A 17,134-nucleotide genomic window follows, 5' to 3' on the forward strand; every position below is an offset into this window, starting at 1 on the left:
TTAGCGCGGCTGTAAGCCTTTGATATCGTTGATTTTAAAGTTAAATTATCGTGATAAAAACGCATCTTTTGCGGCTTGATAACCCGAAATTGACGCGTTTTTTTAATTAAAACAATTCCAATTGCATCGGTGGCGGTTCTTTTGGGACAGGTGCACGACCCCAAAAGTTCATGATGTTGCCAAATTGCTTATCCGTTATTCTTAGTACGCTAACCTTGCCGTATTCGGGCAACAAGCGCCGAACACGTGCTTCATGCACATCGGCACTTTCGCCACTGGCACAATGCCTTATGTATACACTAAATTGCATCATGCTAAATCCGTCTTTTAATAAAGCGTTTCTAAATATCGAGGCATCCCGCCGATTCTTTTTAGTCTCGGTCGGTAAATCAAAAAAAACAAATAGCCACATAATTCTGTAGGCGTTTAATTCCATAACTGCGGATATTTTATCTTTTTTCGATCACCGTCATAGCACTGACGTAAACTCTGACATGTTTTCTGAATAGCTACCATTAGCGGAGAAACTTCGTCTTTCCAGTAGACAGTTCGGGTTAACATATCAAGAAACTTTACCTTTACTTCGCGTGTAAGTTCTGTTATGCCTTCACTTACAAGATTAACTACAATTTCATCGACAATTGGGCGGAAGGGTTCCATAATGTCGTCTGCCAAAGCAAAAGCATTATACTTACTCTTATGATGAATACCCAAAGTATTCAATAGTCCTGCGGCAGCTAATGATCGTGCTACCGCGGCTCGCAAAATCGCATAACCATAGTTTAAGAATGAATTGGGGAAGTCGCCGTGCCGCTCGCGCTTAAAATCGGCTTCCCAGAGGTGTTTCCAATAAAAACTTGCAGCAACAGCTTCCATATTGCTACTATCTCCACTGAGAACTTTATTGGCTAAAAAAGGAAAATGATTTTCTTCATTTCTGACTTGCTTAAGAAGTAAGCCTTGATTTGTAATCTTTTCTACGATGGTTTGTCGCCACAAATTCTTTTTTAAAGCGGCAGATGCTTGTATCTGACTAGAAAATATCTCTTGTTGGATATGATGGGCGTTTAAACTTAGAAACATTCCCTGAGGTAAATGATTTTTATTACAGATAATGGTCGCCACATTGTTGTCGCTCAATGCCACAAGCGCAGGCATACTTATATAGATCTCATGATGATCGAGTACCAAATACCCTAAATCCTCAATAGGTACGCTGCCACTTCGCATTTCTGAAACGATGTTCAATTGGTTATTCGAAACCGTTAATGAACTTTTACTTTCAATAATTACACTTCGCTTAATCATAAGTTAAAAAATTGGTTGTTAATAGGTTATTTATAACTCAATCAACAAAACTTATGCCTTTTTTTAAAAATGTGTTTTTGTAAAAATCATTTGTGGTGCAGATATCAATGGATTATCGCCTAAAGTAAGTTCTTTAATCCGTTACACTAATTGTTGTTGTTTTTAAAACCAATCTTCTCAACTACGTCCCCCCGGGTGAGCGACAGCAGCGGCATACTTTTTTGCGCTACGGAGTTTCCACTACTGCTAAAGCAAAAAAGATACAGCGAATGGCGCGACGGCGGTTCAGCGAAACGTTTGCGAAGCGCTACGATTGCACCGCCGGCACCCCCAAATAAAAAACGATCATCCAGAACGCAATGAACACCTTGTTTTGGGGATGAAGTTCCAGCAATTTATCGCGATACGGGCAGCCAATCGGGTTACAAATCAAGTTTCCAACGATCCGAGTTTTAAAACTTTTAAAACTATTCTAACTTTAAAAACTTAATCCTTACTTTTGCGACACTTCATACCCATTAAAAGCAATATATGGACATTCACGAATACCAAGGGAAAGAAATTCTCGCATCGTACGGAGTTAAAGTACAACGCGGTTACGTAGCAAACAATCCGGTTGAGGCTGTGGCAGTTGCGAAACAATTAACTGCTGAAACAGGTACCGGATGGCACGTTATTAAAGCGCAAATTCATGCCGGAGGCCGCGGAAAAGGCGGTGGCGTTAAATTAGCCAAAAACCTGCAACAAGTAGAAGAGCTCGCCGAACAAATCATCGGAATGAGCCTCATCACGCCACAAACACCACCTGAAGGAAAGCGCGTACACAAAGTGCTTATCGCAGAAGACGTGTACTACCCAGGCGAAAGCGAAACTAAAGAATTCTATATGTCGGTTTTGCTTAACCGCAGCAAAGGTCGCAACATGATTATGTACTCTACCGAAGGCGGTATGGATATCGAAGAAGTTGCTGAACACACTCCACATTTAATCTTTACCGAAGAAATCGACCCAGCATACGGTTTACAAGCGTTTCAAGCGCGTCAGATTGCCTTTAACCTAGGCTTGTCTGGAACTGCTTTCAAAGAAATGGTAAACTTCGTACAAGCTTTGTACAATGCCTATATTGGCTCTGACGCATCGATGTTTGAAATCAACCCTGTTTTGAAAACATCCGACAATAAAATTATCGCTGTAGATGCTAAAGTAAATCTCGACGACAACGCCTTGTATCGTCATCCGAACTTGGCTGAATTACGCGACGTTCGCGAGGAAAATCCGATCGAAGTAGAAGCGAAAGCTGCAGGTTTGAATTACGTTGACCTCGACGGAACCGTAGGATGTATGGTGAACGGCGCTGGTTTAGCTATGGCCACCATGGATTTAATTAAGTACGCCGGTTTTGAACCTGCAAACTTCCTTGACGTAGGTGGAACAGCCGATGCAAAACGCGTTGAGCTAGCATTTCGTATCATCCTTCGCGATCCGAACGTAAAAGCAATTTTGATCAATATCTTTGGCGGAATTGTTCGTTGCGACCGTGTAGCACAAGGAGTTATCGATGCCTATAAAAATATGGGCGACAGTATTAAAGTGCCAATCATCGTTCGTTTACAAGGTACCAATGCCGAATTAGCGAAAGAAATGATTGATAACTCTGGAATGCCAATCCTTTCTGCAGTACAATTCCAAGAAGCTGCTGATCAGGTACAAAAGGCGTTGAGTTAATCCTTAACGTAAAGTCATAAATAATAAATCCCGATGTTTTTGGCATCGGGATTTTTTGTTTTACTGAACTTCGAACTTGCTTTTAATGTGCATCTTCCGAACTGCACAATCCAACGATGGTATGGAAAACGTCGTGTAATGCCGTAATTTCTTTCGTTAAGGTAGCATCAGCAGCTTTCGATTTCACCAATTTATCGAGTTTCTTACTTCCTTTTACCAAATCGGCTACTGCTTTTTTCACTTCTTTTTTAGCGTATGGTGCCGGAATCGGATTTTTAGCCAGCGCTTCAGCTTTTAAAACCAGTTCGCCGCTGCGGGTTTTCAACGGTTCTAAGTTTCCTTCCTCGCTCGGATGAAACGTTTGGCTCATCGTTTTGTGGAAATCTTTAATCTGCGGCCAATCGTCGAACTTTCCTTTAGGTGCTGCCACATCGTATAGTTTACTCACTTCATCCCAGTTAATGACGTTCCAAATGGCTTTCAAGTAATCCGGACGCTTGTTTTGATATTTCAAATAATATGCGTGCTCCCAAACGTCTATCCCTAAAATGGGCGTTCCTTTTTGGTCGACTACATCCATCAACGGATTATCCTGATTAGGAGTCGAACTAATAAAGAGCTTTTTCTTGCTGTCTACACTCAACCAGGCCCAACCTGAGCCAAAACGTTTGGTTGCAGCGGCTTCCATCTTAATTTTCAAACTGTCTAATCCACCGAGTTGTTCGTTAATGGCAGTAAGTAAACGAGCCGACGGTTGTGTGCCTTTATTAGGGGTTAAAATCGTCCAAAACAAACTGTGGTTGTAATGTCCGCCGGCATTGTTTCGCACCGCATCCGAATATTTAGAAACCGATTTCAATAAGTCTTCCAACTTCAGTGCTCCTAAATTTTCGGCTGCCACCGCTTTGTTGAGATTCGTGACGTAGGCTTGGTGGTGTTTATCGTGGTGAATTGTCATGGTTTGCGAATCAATATAAGGTTCCAAAGCCGCAACGTCGTAGGGTAGTGGAGGTAGGCTAAAGGGCGTTTGTGCCGCACTTATGCCCACTGCGAAAACGGTTAAAATCCCGCTCAAAAGTTGTTTTTTCATCTCAATAGTGGTTTGTAATCTATGCGAAGGTATCGCTAAAATTAAAGTTATGGATACAAATTAACGTTGTGTTCGTACTTTGGTTACTCGGTTTTCGACGTGTCGTCTGCGTCTAAATCCAATGCTTTTAATGGCAATTGTTCCGAACCCAATGGCAAACTCTCCACATTGCGCAACTTGCGTTCAATCTGGTTGCTACGGGTCGTTAAAACGGTATCTAATTGACCTAATCCCGTGGTAATGTTATTTTTTGCTTTGTTGAGTAAGTCGCCAAAAGTGGTAAACTCGCGTTTTACTTCGCTCAATACCTTCCAAACTTCGCTGCTTCGTTTTTGGATAGCAAGCGTACGGAAGCCCATTTGCAAACTGTTGAGCAAGGCTACTAAAGTGGTGGGTCCGGCAACGGTTACTTTAAATTCGTCACGCAGCTGATCCACCAAGCCACTTCTACGAATTACCTCGGCATAAATGCTCTCAAACGGTAAAAACATAATCGCAAAATCGGTTGTTTTCGGCGGATCGAGATACTTGTCGCGTATATCTTTTGCCATTTTTTTAATGGTGGTTTCTAAATTTTTTGTCGCCACTTCAACTTCCTCTATATTGCCGTTTTCGTAGGCGGCAAGTAGGTGTTCGTAGGCATCTTTCGGAAATTTTGCATCGATTGGCAGGTACACAAATCCGTTTTCGTCTTCGGTTCTTCCGGGCAATTTTATGGCAAACTCCACCGGTTCGTTGCTGCCCGATTTTGTTCTCACGTTCGAGTCGTATTGCGATGGTGCTAATATTTGTTCCAGGATCATCGCTAACTGCACTTCGCCAACGCCACCGCGCAATTTTACGTTGCTCAAAACCTTTTTCAGACCGCCAACATCGGTGGCGATGGTTTGCATTTCACCCAATCCTTTCTGAACTTCAATTAATTGTTTTCCAACCGTTTCAAAACTCTCTCCTAAACGATCGCTTAAGGTTTTGGTAAGCTTTTCGTCGACCGTCAAACGCATTTCTTCCAGCTTCTTTTCGGTACCCACGATCAGTTCCGTTTGCTTTTGTTCAAGCTGACCGAATTTCTCGCGTTGCAGTTCGTTAAACGAGGCTACGTTTTTATCAAAACTTTCTCTAAACTCTTTGAAAACCAAACCAATAGATTCGCGCATCTTCTCCTGATCGGCCAAGTTGTGTCGTGTAATCTCGGTTAGTTTTTCTTCCAAACTGTATCGCACTTTCTCAAGTTGTGCCACCGTATCTTTCACCAGTTTTTCTTGCACGAGCAGTAATTCATCGAATTTAAGTTTTTGGCTGTCAGCAAATTGCTGTAGTGCGCGTTGTTGTGCCTCGCGGTTTGCGGTATTGTTCTCGTCTATGCGCAGCGAAAATTTATCCAAGCGTTCGTTCGTTTCGGTACGTGTAGTGGCGGCAACTTGCGCAGCTTCTTGGCGGTTTGCTCGAAATTCCTCACGAATAACCTGTTCCGTCTGATTTAATTTTTGTTCAAACTGTTGAAAACGCTCGTCGATTTTCGTTTCGCTTTTCGGTCGGAGTTGCAAATACAGCAAAACCAGTAACAGTAAAACGGCAAGTACGCCCAGTAAAGTAAGTATCGTCATAAAGTGTAGATGTCTTTTGTTTTTTTTGCCCTTCCGGCGGGTCGTGCCTCCGACGCCGTCGCGCTTTCCCTACAACCTTGTCGCCAAAATCCGGCAAAAGCTCAAGTTCTTTCGGCTTCTGAGGTCGCCGTAATCACTTGGCTTTTGCAGCGGCTTTCAGCAACAAGGGTTTTCGTCCAATCGCTAAGGGAACATAGTGCTCGACGCAAGAAGCTGCTAAATTACAGCGAAATTTTTTTAAAAATATGCGGTTTTTCCGTAACCGTGTTTCGTTTTTTTTTCGTTGGGATTAACCCGTTTTCCCCTTCCCGTTTCGGGCGAATTTCCCGAAAAAAATCGACATAGCATTACGGAAAAACCGCATATTTTCAGGTGAGTATCATTTTTATCTCATAATCCCCTTTTGCCAAATTCTCCATTAATCAAACGTCAAACCGAAAAGTATTCCCGAACTTCATTGAAATATCCTCTATAGTAACTTTGAAAAGTATCTTTAAACGGTGCGATTTGGAAATAGTACCTCGTAAGGGCTACTGTCCAGAATCTACGAAAAACGATAACTTCTTTTTAGTGCTTTTTAGATTTTTACCCACGGAAAAGTACGTTCTTTGCAGCGCTTTAAAATTTCTCTTCTTATGTCGGTATTTCGCTGCACACTTGTCTTTTTCCTTCTACTAACTTCGCTTGTTCACGGACAAAATTCTGGTTTTACTCTTTCGGGGAAAATAGATTCGGCCGCCGAAGCAAACCTGCCCATAACTATAACTTTAAGCACCGCTGCAAACAAAGTAGTGGCTACAACTTCGGTTAACGAACAATTTCAATTTGTGTTTACCAATGTGGCTGCCGGCACATACAATCTGCGAATCGAAGCGACAGCCGCCGAAACACTAATCCGGAAAAGCATTGCGCTTACCGCCGATACCGATTTAGGAGCGCTTGAACTCAAACCGAAATCGACGCAACTTACCGAAGTCGTAATCAGCCAAAAAAAGCCAATCGTTAAAGTTCAGGCCGATAAAACCGTTTTTCAAGTTGAGAATACAATTAACGCTACCGGAACATCAGGCTTTGAATTGCTTCGAAAAACTCCGGGCGTGGTTATCGACAATAACGATAATTTAATTGTCGAAGGAAAATCGGGCGTATTGATTTACATCGACGGAAAGCAATCCTTTTTAAGTGGTTCGGATTTAACCGATTTCCTGAAAACCATTCAAGCAACCGATATTTCGGCCATAGAACTGATCACACAACCGTCGTCAAAATACGATGCCGCGGGAACGGCAGGTATCATCAACATCAAACTCAAGAAAAGCAAGTTGTACGGTACCAACGGTAGTGCATCTACGGGCTTAAATATTGGCGAGTTTGCCACAACGGTTAATGCGGTTACAATCAACAACCGCAGTAAATACGGTAACTTTTATGCCAATTACAGCAATCGATTCGGGCGTAATTATAGTTTCATAAACTTGTACCGAACCCAAAACGGATTGTTTTTGAACTCGCGCGGAACAACCGAATCAGGTGTTAACGCTAACAATTTCCGAATGGGTTACGATTATTCCGCAAACAGTAAGCATACTTTCGGAGCGATAGTGTCGGGGAATTTCAACAACAATTACAACTACGGAAATACACGAACGCCCATTGGTTTGCTAAACCCAATGCGTACCGACAGTATATTGCGCGCCAACAACATTGCAAAGGCAACTAACAAGAATTTATATGCCAACGTAAACTACAAATATCAAGATTCGCTTGGTCATCAATTAAATATCGACGTGGATTACGGTTTATACAGCAGCGATCGCGATTCGTATCAGCCAAATATTTATTACAACCCGACGGAAACCGAAATGCTGAGCAGTCAGATTACGCGACAGATAACGCCAACCGACATCGATATTTACACGTCTAAAATCGATTATGAGCAACCGCTTTTGAAAGGAAAGTTCAGCGCTGGAGGTAAGTTCTCGTTGGTAAAAACAACGAATGTTTTCGATTTGTTCGATTTTGAAGACGGCATACCGGTTTTTGATGCGAATCGAAGTAATGCGTTCGACTATACCGAGAATGTGAATGCACTTTACGTGAATTTTAGTCGCGACATTGGAAAATTTAACTTTCAAATGGGATTGCGCGCCGAGAATACGCAATCGAAAGGCGAGCTTACTGCCAATCAGGTTTCGGAAAACCAAGTGGTGAAACGCAGCTATACCGACTTATTTCCGAGCGGAGGTTTAACGTATGCGGCCAATCAAAATCACTCTTGGGCACTGATTTACTCGCGTCGTATCGAACGTCCGAATTACCAAACTTTAAATCCGTTTCAGTTTCAACTTGATGAACTAAATTTCCAACAAGGAAATCCGTTTTTGCGTCCGCAATACACACACAATCTCAAGTTTAGCCACACGTACAAATACACGCTAAACACCAGTTTAACGTACACTTATGTAACCGATTTCTTCGCTCAAGTAACCGAAATTGTGGATGAAACGAAAGGTTCGTTAACTACTAAAAACGTTGCCAATCAAGAAGTTATTAACTTGGGTATTTCGTATCCGTTTAATGTTAAAGATTGGTGGAATGTGTATGCGAGTGTGAACGCATTTCAGAGTAAATACACAGCCAACAGTCCAGAGTTTGTTCCGTTAACACAAGAAACCTTGAGCTTTTACGGACAAAACACCTTTTCGTTACCTAAAGATTACACCATTGAAGTTTCGGGTTGGTATTCGTCGCCTGCCGTTTGGGGCGGAACGTATCGCACCGCGTCAATTGGTTCGTTAGATGTGGCGTTTCAGAAACTGTTACTTCAGAAAAAACTCAATATCCGACTCGCATTTTCAGATATTCTATTTACCTCGCCTTGGCACGGAAATACCGAATTTGGTGGTTTAGCGATTCGTGGCGACGGTGGTTACGACAGTCGGCAGGTACGTTTAAACGTGAGTTACAAATTTGGTAGCGATTCGGTAAAGAAAATGCGTGAACGATCAACCGGCTTAGAAGACGAGCAAAATCGCTTAGGGTCGTAAAACACTAATGTAATTTACGGTACGCTGTAGGAGCGCTTCCTTTTTTCCGTAAGAAAACCCGATTGAAATAGCTTAGCGTTTCGAACCCACAGTCGTTGGCTATTTGCGCTACAGATTGATCAGTTTGCAACAGCAGTCGTGCTGCTTCGTTAATCCGAATTTCGTTCAGGTAATCGGAAAACGTTTTCCCTACTGCTTTTTTGAAGAACTTACAGAAGTTGCTTTCCGTCAGAAAAATTAGTTCGGCCACTTCCTTCAAAGTTATGGGCTCAGCAAACCGATTTTGAATGTACAAGCACACTTTGTTAATTCGCATTTCGTGCTGTTTGCTTACTGTTACGTGCGCCGCATTGGGAGCGATTCTTCGAGAAGATAATTGCGTTAATCGGTCTAGAACTAGCAGCAATTGAACAATTTTCCCGAAGTCTTTTCGCTGTATCACTTCTTCCAAATCGTTGATGCATTCCGCGGAAGCTTGAAAAGCTAAGCCGCTAGATGCGTTTTCTAATACCAACTTCACTCGGGCACATTCGCGTAAATTTCCGAGCGATTCAAATAGGGCAGGCGTGAACTGTACAACGATGGCTTCAACAGTTTCGCCCGCAATTTCCTTACTCGACCAGGTGTGTGGTACATGACTTCCCAAGAGCACCAAATCGCCGGCTTCGAAGGTTTCGTACTTGTTGCCAACCAATCGAAATCCGGATCCGCGAACTATATACGTCAATTCATACTCCGGATGATAATGCCATTTGAATTCAAAAAAAGGCAGTTCAAATCGGTAGGCGTACAAGCTTTGGCGGCCTTTCTCTAATGGAATGTCTTCTAAATACGCCCTCAACTTTATTATGAATTTTTAGAGAGATAAAGCTAGTTAAAAATTCAATATAGTGTTAGATTTTGTCAATTTTAAGGTATTTGATCGTATGGGCTTACTCTAGTTTTGAATTGTAGAACAACTTTCATTTCTAAAACTGATTACAAACACAAAAAATACGCAAATGCTAGTTCCGGCACACATCAAACAAGAGTTAAACACTTTCGTGGAATTAACTCCAGAGCAAATAGCTTTTTACGACACGAATCGTTACATCAAAGTCAAGCAGGTGTTGAGTTCTGAAACCTTGCAGTTTTTTAACGAGCAAATTTCGGAGCAGGTAGCAAAAATGAACACTGAACATACCGCTTTAGAAGATCGAACTACTTACGGTAAAGCTTTCTTACAGTTATTTAATCTATGGCTTGAGAACGACGTAGTTAAAGAATTGGTTTTCAGTAAACGAATTGCGAAAATTGCCGCCGATTTAATGCAAACTTCAGGAGCGCGTTTGTACCACGATCAGGCCTTGTTTAAAGAAGCGGGGGGAGGAATAACGCCTTGGCACGCCGATCAATACTACTGGCCGTTGTCGAGTGATAAAACCATTACAGCATGGATTCCGCTTCAGGCAACGCCACTCGAAATGGGTCCGTTGGAATTCAGCGCGGGCAGTCATCGTTTGGTTGAAGGTCGGGAGTTAGCTATTGGCGACGAAAGCGAAGCAATCATCCAAAAGAAACTACGTGTAACCGATTTTGAGCACGTTATCGAAGCCTTCGATGCGGGCGAAATCAGTTTTCATTCGGGTTGGGTTTTTCACCGTGCGGGAGCCAATACGACCAACGAAATGCGAAAAGTAATGACGGTGCTTTACATGGACGAAAACATGATTTTGAAGCAGCCGGAAAATAAGAATCAGGAAACCGATTGGCATAAATGGTGTCCGGGAGCTGAGGTAGCTCGCGAAATTGATACGCCTTTAAACCCGATTTTATACTCCTCGAAATAGCCATGAAACTAAAATACATCGCTCCGTTCTGGGGCCAAGAACAGCTTTCAGCAGAGGCTTTTCTTTCGAAAGTTGTGGAAAATGGCTACGACGGCGTGGAAATCAATTTTCCAAACAGCGATTCGTTTGTTCGCGAGTTTAAACATGCACTGCAAAACATCCGCGAAAGCGTAAATCCCGAATTCATGTTCATTGCCCAGCAAGTCTTGGGTTTTCGAGACGAACCAGTCGACTCCTACAAACAACGTATGAGCGATCGGTTAATGTATTTGCTGGAACTACAACCTACTTTCGTGAATTCACATACGGGTCGCGATTATTTCGATTTCTATGAAAACTGCGATTGTATTGAAGCAACTACTCAGCTCGCAAAGCAGTATCAAATTCCGATTTACCACGAAATTCACCGCGGCCGATTTTCATTTCATGCCAAATCCTTAATTCCGTACTTGGATATTTTTCCCAATTTGGAATTGGTAGGCGATTTATCTCACTTCTGCGTTGTTTCAGAAAGCATGCTCGAAGGACAAGCGCATTTTTTGAAACAAATATTTCCGAGAATCAGACATTTGCATGCGCGAGTAGGTTGGCAGCAAGCGCCTCAAGTAAACCATCCGTTTGCACCAGAATGGGATTCACACGTGCAACAATTTTTGGCGTGGTGGAAGGAAATCGTACAGCTACATCGTTCCAAAGCCGTGTTTTCCATAACGCCCGAATTTGGTCCGTTTCCATATCTACCGCAAGAGCCGTTTTCGCAAAAACCCTTTGTCAATCAATGGGATATCAATAATGAATTCAAGCAATTTTTGAAACAAAATCTTTCGAGTTATGCCTAGTTCCAATCAAAAATATTTGCGTTACATCACATTCAGTGCGGCATTAGGCGGTTTGCTCTTTGGTTACGACACGGCAGTGATTTCGGGCGCTATCGGAAGTTTAACCAACTATTTTGATCTAACGGCCGTCGAAACAGGTTGGGCAATATCGAGTGCGCTGGTGGGTTGTTTAATCGGTGCCTTTTTCTCCGATTCGTTGAGCAGTCGCTACGGACGCAAACCAACCATGCTCATTTCGGCAGTGCTTTTTACGGTAAATTCCGTCGGAACTGCCATTCCAGAGAGTTTTAGCGTTTTTGTTTTCTTCAGAATCGTTGGTGGCGTGGGAGTTGGCTTAGCATCAATGGTTGTACCGATGTATCTGGCCGAAATTGCGCCAGCTAAAAAACGTGGAGCGCTTGTGGCAAACTATCAATTGGCCATAGTGCTTGGCATTGTACTAGTGTATTTCGTGAACTATTTTATTGCATTACAAGGCGATACACAGTGGAATTTGACCACCGGTTGGCGCTGGATGTTCGGTTCGGAACTCTTGCCATCGATCTTGTTTTTAGTTTGTTTGTTTTTGATTCCTGAGAGTCCACGCTGGTTAGCAACGCAAGGAAAATACCAGCAAATGCAGGCGGTTTTAGATCGGATTAACAGTAGGGAAGAGGCGGAGGCGGCTCGTCGTGAAATCGATGAACATGCAGGAACAACTTCGAATAATCAGTGGAAGTCGCTCTGTCAACCCACATTTCGAAAAGCGCTCTTTGTCGGAGTTGTTTTGTCGGTTTTACAGCAATTCTGCGGTATAAACGCCATATTGTACTACGCGCCGGAAATTTTCAAGAATTTAGGTAGTTCGGCCAACGCGTCCTTATTAGAAACCAGTGTTTTAGGCGTTGTGAATCTCATTTTTACCTTATTAGCTATTAAATGGGTGGATAAAATGGGAAGGAAACCACTGTTACTTATAGGTTCTGTGGGCATGACTGTGGGGTTACTCGGCGTCGGAATTTGTGTCTTTTACACCGTAGTATCGTACTTGATTCTGCCGTTTTTACTGCTGTTTATGGCCTCATTTAGCGTTTCATGGGGGCCAGTAGTTTGGGTGTTGTTGTCGGAAATCTTTCCTTCAAAAATTCGAAGTTTGGCTTTGGCAATCAGCGTTTTTATTCAGTGGATTGCTAATTTTTTAGTCACGCAGTTCTTCCCCGTTTTGGTTGCCAACGAATCGTTAGATTCCTACTTTAACGGAGCTTTTCCGTTTTATTTATTCGCGATAATTTGCTTATTTTCAGTGTTTTTTGTGTGGAAGCGTATTCCTGAAACCAAAAACAAAACCTTAGAACAAATGGAGTCGTTATGGAACTAAAAAAGTGCTTTTTACCGCTGCTGTGTTTGCTTGTAACACAGCTTTCGCTTTCGCAGAAAAACAGCAAACACGTAAATCCGTTTATCGGAACCGACGGCACGGGACATACATTTCCTGGTCCGTCGATGCCTTTTGGAATGGTGCAACCTGGCCCAGATAACAAAGATTACGGCTGGAATCATACCAGCGGATATCAGTACAAAGACACTTTATTACTCGGATTTTCACAGACGCGTTTTAGTGGAACGGGAATCAACGAAATGGGCGATGTTCTGCTGTTACCCATAAATCCGAAAAAGAAAAAATTGAAAAACGCCTATTTCAAAAAGACCGAGAAAGCAGCCGTTGGTTACTACGCGCTTCGCAAAAAAGACGAGGTTTTTGTTGAACTTACCTGTACCGATCGCGTAGCCTTACACAAATATCGATTTCCAGAAAAAGAAGCCCAAGTGCTTGTTGATACCCAACACGGACTTCGATTTGTTTTCGACGAAAATAATCCGAAAGGTTTAGTCGTGGAGAGCGATGTTCGCATTGAAAACGATTCAACCATTTCCGGCTATTGTTCCACACAAAATTGGGTGAATCGATCGTATTTCTTCACACTCACATTCTCACAAGCTTTCAAGTCTTCTACGAAAGTGACTGGAAAACCCAACAATAAAGCACCGAAATTTTTGCTCGATTTCATTCTAGAAAACAAGCGCGAATTGTTGGTAAAAATTGCACTTTCATCGGTTTCTGTTTCTAATGCAAAAGAAAATATGCAAGCCGAGTTGCCGCATTGGAATTTTAAAGAAGTTCGGCAAGCCAATGAAGCCGCTTGGAATCGGTATTTGAATCGGATTGAAATTTCAGGCAGTCAAAAGCAAAAGGAGTTGTTTTACACGGCTTTGTATCACGTTTTACTGCAACCATCGAACATCGCCGACGTGAACGGACAATATCGCGGAGCAGACGACAAAATGGCAACCGCTCCCAACAACGAATATTACAGCACACTTTCTATTTGGGATATTTATCGAGGCGCTTTTCCATTGCTGCAACTGGTGGTTCCAGAACGAATTAACGGCATCGTTAACAGCATGTTACTTCATCACAAAGCCAAAGGTTTTTTACCGATTTGGACGGCCTGGGGACAAGACAATTACTGCATGATCGGAAATCACGCCATTCCGATGATTTTGAATGCCGTAGACAATGGATTTTCCGGTTTTGACAAAGAAGAAGCTTTTAGAGCTATGTACGAAACAGCCACGAAATCGCACATAAATTCCGATTGGGAATTGTACAATGCTTACGGGTATTATCCGTTCGATAAGCTCGATAATGAAGCGGTTTCTCGAACTTTAGAAAGCGGTTACGACGATTGGTGTGTAGCAGAAATGGCACGCAAATTAGGAAAGCACTCCGAACAAAAAGAGTTCGAAAAAAGAAGTAATTATTATAAAAATCTGTTTGATGTACAAACGGGCTTTTTTCGAGGAAAGGATACAAACGGAAATTGGCGCACGCCTTTCGATGCGTTAACTGCTACCTCGCCACTAAACAATCCAGGCGATTACACCGAAGCCAACGCTTGGCAATACTTCTGGACGCCAACGCAATACGATATTCCGGGCGTGCGAACTTTGCTTGGTGGCGAAACCGCATTCCGAAAGAAACTCGACGAATTCTTCACCACAGAAGCTTTAAATCCGAACAAATTTCTCGGTCAGGAAGCCATGATCGGGCAATATGCACACGGCAACGAACCCAGTCACCACATTATTTATCTCTACGCTTTTACCGATACTCCAAAAGTCGGACAAAAGTATATTCACAAAGTAATCAACGACTTTCACAACAACACGCCCGATGGCATGATAGGCAACGACGATTGCGGGCAAATGAGCGCTTGGTACATTTTATCAACTTTGGGTTTTTATCCGGTTAATCCAGCCAGCGGAACTTTTGTTTTGGGCGTTCCACAATTAAAAGAAGCTAAACTGTTGCTGAATTCCGGAACCGAATTTCTCATAAAAGCAAAAGGCTATACCAAAAATACGATTTACCGAAACGATTGTTATCTAAACGGTACAAAACGTACGGATAATCAGATTTCTCACCAACAAATTCAACAAGGCGGCACACTCGAATTTGAAATGCAAAAACAATGAAAAAAATAGTAATCATCATTTTTTTAGTTCAGTTTCTTTCCGCGAAAGCGCAACAATCGGAGAAATTTCAAAGCTTGCCTTTTGGAAGTGTGAAGCCACAAGGTTGGTTGCGCACGCAAATGCAGGCGGATATTGAGGGTTTTGTAGGAAATCTCGATAAAATTGTTCCAGAACTCATTAACGATCCGATTTACGGCAGCGAACGTTTGGGCAAACACTCCAAAGCCAAAGATTTAGGCAATATGAAAGAGGGCGATGCAGCGGGCGACGATCAGTACAAATGGTGGAACAGCGAAACCCAATCGAATTGGTGGGACGGTTATTTGCGAAATGTCTTGCTGTTAGGCGACGTAGATGGCACTGCAAAAGTTCAGGCGTACGTAAAACGCATAATAGAAACGCAAGATGCCGACGGGTATCTCGGAATTTACGACAAAGATTTACGCTACCAATTTCAATCGGAAAACGGCGAATTGTGGGCAAAAGCAACACTGTATCGCGGTTTATTAGCGTATTATGAATACGCAAACGATAAAACAGTTTTTGAAGCTGTTGAACGTGCTGTCGACAATGTTATGCAAGCGTATCCGATACATAATTCGAGTCCGTTTTCGTCGGGAACCGGTTTTAACGGCGGCGTATCGCACGGACTCACTTTTACCGATGTGCTCGAACGCCTTTTTTTTCACACACAAAACGAAAAATACCGCGAGTACGCTTTGTTTTTATACCGCGATTTTTCCAATACTTTCCAAACCGAAGCCGATGCGCAACTCAAAAATGTTCTAAACGACAAATATCTGTTGCAATCGCACGGCGTACACACTTTTGAACATATTCGAACGCTAATTATTGCAAAATATGCGGCAAAAGATGGTGCGTTAGATGCTGCTTTAAGTCGGTATTTGGAAAAAATTAAGTCGGTTGTTACGGTTTCAGGTGGTGCTATCGGCGATGAATGGATTGCCCAACGCACGGCCGACGCGTCGCATACCGGTTACGAATATTGTTCGCTTCAAGAATTGCTTGACAGTTATTGTTTGCTCCTGCAAAAAACAGGCTCGGCTCTCGTGGCCGATGAGGTTGAAAACATCTTTTACAATGCGGCTCAAGGGTCGCGACATCTAGAGAAATCGTGCATTGCTTATTTGAAAACCGATAATTCGTTTGAAATGCTGGGCACGAAAAACGGTGAGGTAGAACCCGATCGCAAACAAACGCGCTACAAGTATTCGGCTGCACATCAAGATGTTGCTGTTTGTTGCAATCCGAATGCCGGAAGAATTTCGCCTTACTTCGTTCAAAACTCGTGGATGCGTGAAAACGAGTCGACACTCGTGGCTACGCTATTGATGCCTAACGTTTTAGAAACCAAGGTAAACGGAAGTTCTGTCAAAATTATCAATGAAACCAATTATCCGTATGAAAATAAAATGACGTTTCGTATACGTTTGAGTGCGCCAACCAGTCTGGTAATCAAAATTCGTAAGCCAGAATGGGCAACGCAAGTGCTTACAAACGAGCGTTTTGTGTACGACGACAACTACATAAAGATTGAACGCACTTTTAAAGAAGACGACCTAATTGAACTCGAATTCAAAACGGAAGTTCAAATTAAAAAGAGCGCAAAGAATGAACACTATTTTGCTTATGGAGCTTTATTGTATGCGAAATCTATTGATGGCCAAGAAATTGTAGGTCGTACCTACGCGTCTAAGTTTACAGATTTAACGTATCAGCCAACCGAAACAATTCAGTACCATTTCATCGATAAGCATCAGGCAAAGTTCAAGAAAAATGAAATTGTGGTTCGTTTGTTCAATTCCAAGTCAAAGCGCATCGAGAAGATTGCTCTAGTTCCTTTCGGAAAAACAATTTTACGACAGGTCGGGTTTACGATTCAAAACTAAAATAATATAAATGTTATTCATGCCACGCCTGCCCGTTTTAAAGTGAATCGGGTCGGGCAGGCCGCGCTTTTCGTTTCTAGTTGCCACATAAAAAGCACTTTTTGCTAGGTCGTTTTTCCGGCTTTCGCTGTCGCCGTTAAACTTCCGCAAAAAGTAACTTTTTCTGCGGCAAGCTATCCACTGCAATCGCTCGTGGGAAATCGTTACCAGCGGACGTTCCCAAAAAAGCAAGTTCCGTAATTTAAAAAACGTCGAAAACAAAA

General features: G+C 42.5%; 12 protein-coding genes. 7 read left to right on the top strand and 5 right to left on the bottom strand.

The window, feature by feature from the left end; genetic code table 11:
• Positions 1-106: 106 nt before the first annotated feature.
• Together cas2 and cas1 are read right to left on the bottom strand one after the other, a co-directional pair.
• Complete coding sequence (gene cas2 / locus ACOVQQ_RS11925) at positions 107-436, bottom strand: CRISPR-associated endonuclease Cas2 (protein WP_298148799.1); 330 nt, start codon at positions 434-436, stop codon at positions 107-109.
• Complete coding sequence (cas1, locus tag ACOVQQ_RS11930; RefSeq protein ID WP_421818395.1) at positions 427-1,308, bottom strand: type II CRISPR-associated endonuclease Cas1; 882 nt, start codon at positions 1,306-1,308, stop codon at positions 427-429. The genes cas2 and cas1 overlap by 10 nt, the downstream gene beginning before the upstream one ends.
• 531 nt (positions 1,309-1,839) lie before the next feature.
• Between cas1 and sucC the strand changes: the two genes are divergently transcribed.
• Positions 1,840-3,033 carry an ADP-forming succinate--CoA ligase subunit beta gene (sucC, locus tag ACOVQQ_RS11935; protein ID WP_094486911.1) on the top strand — a complete coding sequence of 398 codons (1,194 nt, stop codon included), beginning with the start codon at positions 1,840-1,842 and terminating at the stop codon, positions 3,031-3,033.
• An 82-nt stretch (positions 3,034-3,115) separates the two neighbouring features.
• Here sucC and ACOVQQ_RS11940 read toward each other — a convergent pair whose 3' ends face one another.
• Positions 3,116-4,123, bottom strand: coding sequence for a superoxide dismutase (locus ACOVQQ_RS11940; RefSeq protein WP_421818396.1), 1,008 nt, complete (start codon positions 4,121-4,123; stop codon positions 3,116-3,118).
• 83 nt (positions 4,124-4,206) lie between these two features.
• Positions 4,207-5,730 (bottom strand): DNA recombination protein RmuC, encoded by a 1,524-nt coding sequence (locus tag ACOVQQ_RS11945; protein WP_421818397.1) that lies wholly within the window; start codon positions 5,728-5,730, stop codon positions 4,207-4,209.
• A 635-nt stretch (positions 5,731-6,365) separates the two neighbouring features.
• On the opposite strand from ACOVQQ_RS11945, the gene ACOVQQ_RS11950 reads away from it, so the two are divergent.
• Positions 6,366-8,777, top strand: a complete 2,412-nt coding sequence (locus tag ACOVQQ_RS11950; protein WP_421818398.1) for a TonB-dependent receptor domain-containing protein — start codon at positions 6,366-6,368, stop codon at positions 8,775-8,777.
• A gap of 4 nt (positions 8,778-8,781) precedes the next feature.
• On the opposite strand, the gene ACOVQQ_RS11955 is transcribed toward ACOVQQ_RS11950, so the two are convergent.
• Entirely contained in the window at positions 8,782-9,618 is an 837-nt protein-coding gene (locus tag ACOVQQ_RS11955) for an AraC family transcriptional regulator (protein WP_421818399.1), read from the bottom strand.
• Between the two features lie 160 nt (positions 9,619-9,778).
• Between ACOVQQ_RS11955 and ACOVQQ_RS11960 the strand changes: the two genes are divergently transcribed.
• The 5 genes from ACOVQQ_RS11960 to ACOVQQ_RS11980 are packed head-to-tail and all read left to right on the top strand — an operon-like array spanning position 9,779 to position 16,871.
• Complete coding sequence (locus ACOVQQ_RS11960) at positions 9,779-10,606, top strand: phytanoyl-CoA dioxygenase family protein (protein ID WP_421818400.1); 828 nt, start codon at positions 9,779-9,781, stop codon at positions 10,604-10,606.
• A gap of 2 nt (positions 10,607-10,608) precedes the next feature.
• Positions 10,609-11,445 (top strand): sugar phosphate isomerase/epimerase family protein, encoded by an 837-nt coding sequence (locus ACOVQQ_RS11965; protein ID WP_421818401.1) that lies wholly within the window; start codon positions 10,609-10,611, stop codon positions 11,443-11,445.
• Positions 11,438-12,802 (top strand): sugar porter family MFS transporter, encoded by a 1,365-nt coding sequence (locus ACOVQQ_RS11970; RefSeq protein WP_421818402.1) that lies wholly within the window; start codon positions 11,438-11,440, stop codon positions 12,800-12,802. Before ACOVQQ_RS11965 ends, ACOVQQ_RS11970 begins: the two co-directional genes overlap by 8 nt.
• Complete coding sequence (locus ACOVQQ_RS11975) at positions 12,793-14,961, top strand: GH92 family glycosyl hydrolase (protein WP_421818403.1); 2,169 nt, start codon at positions 12,793-12,795, stop codon at positions 14,959-14,961. The genes ACOVQQ_RS11970 and ACOVQQ_RS11975 overlap by 10 nt, the downstream gene beginning before the upstream one ends.
• Positions 14,958-16,871, top strand: coding sequence for a beta-L-arabinofuranosidase domain-containing protein (locus ACOVQQ_RS11980; protein WP_421818404.1), 1,914 nt, complete (start codon positions 14,958-14,960; stop codon positions 16,869-16,871). Before ACOVQQ_RS11975 ends, ACOVQQ_RS11980 begins: the two co-directional genes overlap by 4 nt.
• Positions 16,872-17,134 lie beyond the last annotated feature (263 nt).

Source organism: Flavobacterium sp., assembly GCF_049240005.1.
Classification (GTDB): domain Bacteria; phylum Bacteroidota; class Bacteroidia; order Flavobacteriales; family Flavobacteriaceae; genus Flavobacterium.